This window comes from Gilliamella sp. Fer4-1, from assembly GCF_001690515.1.
Taxonomy (GTDB): Bacteria; Pseudomonadota; Gammaproteobacteria; order Enterobacterales; family Orbaceae; genus Gilliamella; species Gilliamella apicola_C.
In genome coordinates this window covers 1-4,143 of sequence record NZ_LZGZ01000226.1, presented here as the reverse complement: position 1 = coordinate 4,143, position 4,143 = coordinate 1, and the positions used below count along the sequence as shown (strand labels likewise).

6 protein-coding genes are annotated in these 4,143 nt (G+C 35.4%); 4 read left to right on the top strand and 2 right to left on the bottom strand.

Features of this window, described 5'->3' with window-relative positions:
* Positions 1-288 precede the first annotated feature (288 nt).
* Positions 289-936, bottom strand: a complete 648-nt coding sequence (gene pyrE, locus A9G30_RS08225) for an orotate phosphoribosyltransferase (RefSeq protein WP_065568488.1) — start codon at positions 934-936, stop codon at positions 289-291.
* Positions 937-967: 31 nt separating this feature from the next.
* A complete protein-coding gene (gene rph, locus A9G30_RS08220; protein ID WP_065582744.1) occupies positions 968-1,684 on the bottom strand; it encodes a ribonuclease PH in 717 nt (238 codons plus the stop codon).
* 159 nt (positions 1,685-1,843) lie between these two features.
* Here rph and A9G30_RS08215 point away from each other — a divergent pair, with 159 nt between their 5' ends.
* The 4 genes from A9G30_RS08215 to A9G30_RS12990 all read left to right on the top strand — a co-directional run bounded on the left by A9G30_RS08215 (position 1,844) and on the right by A9G30_RS12990 (position 3,922).
* Complete coding sequence (locus A9G30_RS08215) at positions 1,844-2,710, top strand: YicC/YloC family endoribonuclease (RefSeq protein ID WP_065588633.1); 867 nt, start codon at positions 1,844-1,846, stop codon at positions 2,708-2,710.
* Between the two features lie 233 nt (positions 2,711-2,943).
* Positions 2,944-3,246, top strand: coding sequence for a hypothetical protein (locus A9G30_RS13225; protein WP_218057786.1), 303 nt, complete (start codon positions 2,944-2,946; stop codon positions 3,244-3,246).
* Between the two features lie 77 nt (positions 3,247-3,323).
* Entirely contained in the window at positions 3,324-3,602 is a 279-nt protein-coding gene (locus tag A9G30_RS13220; protein ID WP_218057784.1) for a DMT family transporter, read from the top strand.
* A gap of 173 nt (positions 3,603-3,775) precedes the next feature.
* Entirely contained in the window at positions 3,776-3,922 is a 147-nt protein-coding gene (locus A9G30_RS12990) for a hypothetical protein (RefSeq protein WP_176700874.1), read from the top strand.
* Positions 3,923-4,143: the final 221 nt, after the last annotated feature.

Sequence of the window (4,143 nt, the reverse complement as noted above, 5' to 3'; positions counted from 1 at the left end):
TAATTCACTAATCGATAAACTACGGGGTTTAAAAGAGTCTTCCATATTTATACCTATTTGTATTTTTGCTCGCTTAATTCGAAGTTATTAAATTATTTGCCTTTATTCTACTAGTTTACTGGTTTTATATAAATTAAAATTATAAATAATTTTAAAAAAAGATTGATACAATTATTAAATCTAAACAGAACAATATCCATTGTACTTTTCATTGATTTGTAAAAGCTATGTTATCAATAAAAAAGCATCTTACGATGCTTTTTGTAAGGAAAGAAAAAGGAATGGTGATTATTTTATGCCATACTCAGCCCGATAAGCTTCAACTTGTTTTACTTGATCTTGTCGCTCTGGGGATTGATAGAGGTATTGGATCAAATCATCTAATGTGATAATTGAAATCACATCACAATGATAAGTTTGTTTAATTTCTTGGATTGCTGATAGCTCACCACGACCTTTTTCTTGTCGGTCTAAACAAATTAGTACACCAGCAAGTTTAGATTGGTTATCTTCTAATATTCTCATCGATTCACGAATCGCCGTACCAGCGGTAATAACATCATCAACTAGCATAACTCGTTGCTGATAAATTGAACTGCCGACTAGGTTGCCACCTTCGCCATGGTCTTTAGCCTCTTTGCGATTAAAACAATAAGGTACATCGACATTATGGTGTTCTGATAGTGCAACAACGGTTGAAGAAACAATCGGAATACCTTTATAAGCAGGACCAAAAATGACATCATATTCTAAGTTGGCATCCATCAACGCAGCAGCATAAAAACGGCCTAATAAAGCCAGATCTTTGCCAGTATTAAATAATCCAGCATTAAAGAAATAGGGGCTTTTTCTCCCCGATTTTAGTGTGAACTCGCCAAATTTTAATGCTTGCCTATCTAAAGCAAATTCAATAAATTCACTTTTATATGATTTCATCGGTTTTCTCCAATTTTCTTCAATTAGCTGTTTAGTCGTTCAAGGCTTGTTTTTGCGCATCAATAATGGCGGCTATCCCATTTTTTGCTAATCCTAATAACGTTAACAGCTCTTCATGGCTAAATGGTTCACCTTCCGCGGTGCCTTGTATTTCAATAATTCGCCCGTCATCTGTCATTACAACATTCATATCGGTTTCTGCATTTGAATCTTCTATATATTCCAAATCACAAAGCGCTTGACCATCTACAATGCCGACAGATACAGCTGCAACTAAAGATTTAATTGGGTTTTGCTTAATTTTACCTTCGGCAACCATGTTATTAATGGCATCGTTCAGCGCAACACAAGCCCCAGTAATTGATGCTGTTCTTGTACCACCATCGGCTTGAATAACATCGCAATCTAGCGTGATAGTGTATTCACCTAATAATTCTAGATCGATCATTGCGCGTAATGATCGGGCAATAAGCCGTTGAATTTCCATGGTTCGACCTGTTTGTTTGCCTTTAGCCGCTTCACGTTGCGTACGTGAATTGGTTGCTCGTGGTAACATACCGTATTCGGCTGTTACCCAACCTTGATTTTTGCCTTTTAGAAAACGTGGTACCCCTTCATCAACAGTGGCATTACACAGTACTTTAGTTTCACCAAATTCAACTAGTACAGAGCCTTCTGCATGCTTAGTATAATGACGGGTTATTTTTATAGGGCGGATTTGTTCCGCAGATCGACCAGACGGGCGCATGCAATTCTCCAATTGTTACAATTAAAAAATATCGTTTTGAACTCATTATTTAGGAGGACATCAACAAGATAGGGTTAATGTTTAGCCTAAGCTAAGAGCGCATTATACAGAATATATGATACAATGCCCAGCAAGTTTTTATAATTTTAAGGTGTTATTATGATTTGCAGTATGACCGCCTATGCAAGAAAAGAATTAAGTCAATCATGGGGAACCGCTTCTTGGGAGCTACGTTCAGTCAATCAGCGTTATTTAGAAACTTACATTCGCTTACCAGAACAATTTCGTTCACTTGAACCCATCATCCGTGAAAAATTACGGAGCCGTTTAACTCGAGGAAAAATTGAATGTAATTTACGTTTTGAGCTAGATTCTGCGGGGCAACATCAAGAACTCTTGTTAAATAAAGATTTGGCTAAACAAATACTTAATGCAGCAAGTTGGGTACAATCCGAGCATCAATCAGGGCAAACCAACCCTATTGATGTGTTACGTTGGCCGGGGGTTTTATCGGCTAAAGAGCAAAATCTGGATGCGATTTCCCAAGAAATTATAGTCTTATTAGATAGTGCGATTGATGATTTTATTACAGTGCGTGAGCGTGAGGGTAAAGCGCTTAGCGATTTGATTGTTAAACGCTTAGAAGCTATTACTGTTGAAGTTAATAAGATTCGCAATTACATGCCTCAAATACTTGAGTGGCAAAAAGAACGTTTAAAAAGCAAATTGCAAGAAGCCAATATTGAACTTGACCATTCTCGCTTAGAACAAGAGATAGTGATGCTTGCTCAACGTATAGATGTCGCCGAAGAACTTGATCGACTAATGACACACGTTAAAGAAACCTATTCTATTTTGAAGAAAAACGAAGCGATTGGACGTAGGTTAGATTTTATGATGCAAGAATTTAATCGTGAATCGAACACTATTGCCTCTAAATCAATTAATGCAGATGTTACAGCTAGCGCAATTGAACTTAAAGTACTCATTGAACAAATTAGAGAGCAAGTACAAAACATTGAATAATGACTTGATTAATGAGCCGATATCTTGGTAGTCTAGCTGTTGTATTAGCTTCTATTTTATGGAGGGCAATGTAGCCACATTTGCTCCCTCACTTTCTTCCTTGTTTATTGGCGCAGTTGCAATGGGGATTGGTGGGATTTTGCAGTGTGTTTTAGCTGTCTCTAAAATCATTAACGAGCGTGACTTGTTAATCCAGCATATCTATTTTCTTATTGTTGGTGCTATTTGCCGCAATGATTTATCCTTTAGCTCTTTATTCATCAATGCGATTATCGGGCGTGACAATTGGTACGGTTGTATCTATTGGCTCGGCGTCGATTCTCTTGGTTGTAATTGAATATGTGAACGGTGACTTTCGCTTAACTAGATGCTGGTTAATTGGCGCAATGTTTGGCATTTTAGGGATAATACTACTGTCACTTTCAGAAAATAATTTAATAAGCGTTCAAAGTAATCATATCATCTTTGGTGTTTTACTTGGTTTGGTTGCTGTATTTACTTATGCTTTATACTCATGGCCAGTGCATCAGTTTTAGTTAATGTTGAAAGAAATATCAACTAAGCCAGCCATGGGGCAACTTTTGGTTGTGGAGGCGTATTATTAATACCCATCATGGTGCTAACTGGTTTTGGTGTATGTGATTCATTAACGAATATGACAGTTTGTGTCTATATGGCATTAGTCCCTATGTTTGTAGGATATCTTTGTTATGGATTTGGCTTATCAAAAATATCCGCTAGTACCGCAACAACTATCACTCTGCTTGAGCCTGTAATAGCGGCAGTTTTAGCAATTTTGGTAGTAGGCGAAACATTGCCTTTAATGGGGTGTATCGGTATTTTCTTTATTCTTATTTGTCTTGCTTTAATAACGATTGATATAAACAAGTAAGTTATCAAAAAACAAGGATATGCAAGCAAGGCATTACACTTCTCATTTTTTATTACTTATCGTTAAAAAATATTCTCTACTTATTTTTAAGTTAAACGGGTATTGATAAAATTTAAATTAAAAAAACACAATGGTAATATAAATATGCCAATATTATGATGAAAGATAAAAGTTTGAAAAAATTATTAATCAAAGGGTTACTAATTCTATTTTTAGCTGGTTTTGTCAATGCTGACACCAATAATACCTCACTAAAAAACTTACCGATTGATGATGCCATTAAATTAGCTACTGACGCCAATAATGCAAAAGCCCAATAAAATTAGGTTAAATGCAATAAAGCTTATGAAGTCTTAATTTTGGTTTACGCATCAATAAAAACATATATTATTGATATTTGTTAAATTATAATTATTTTGATGAATTAAAACATCAACCCCAACAATATAATAGATATTACAATAAGAGGAAAGAATAATGAAAAAACTATTAACTACAGGCTTACTATTTATACTTTTAGCTGGTTTTGCTAATGCTGATA

What these genes read in the sequence shown, in the direction of transcription:
- pyrE (WP_065568488.1), bottom strand. Translation starts at nt 936, where the DNA reads ATGAAATCATATAAAAGTGAATTTATTGAATTTGCTTTAGATAGGCAA.
- rph (WP_065582744.1), bottom strand. Translation starts at nt 1,684, where the DNA reads ATGCGCCCGTCTGGTCGATCTGCGGAACAAATCCGCCCTATAAAAATA.
- A9G30_RS08215 (WP_065588633.1), top strand. Translation starts at nt 1,844, where the DNA reads ATGATTTGCAGTATGACCGCCTATGCAAGAAAAGAATTAAGTCAATCA.
- A9G30_RS13225 (WP_218057786.1), top strand. Translation starts at nt 2,944, where the DNA reads ATGATTTATCCTTTAGCTCTTTATTCATCAATGCGATTATCGGGCGTG.
- A9G30_RS13220 (WP_218057784.1), top strand. Translation starts at nt 3,324, where the DNA reads ATGGTGCTAACTGGTTTTGGTGTATGTGATTCATTAACGAATATGACA.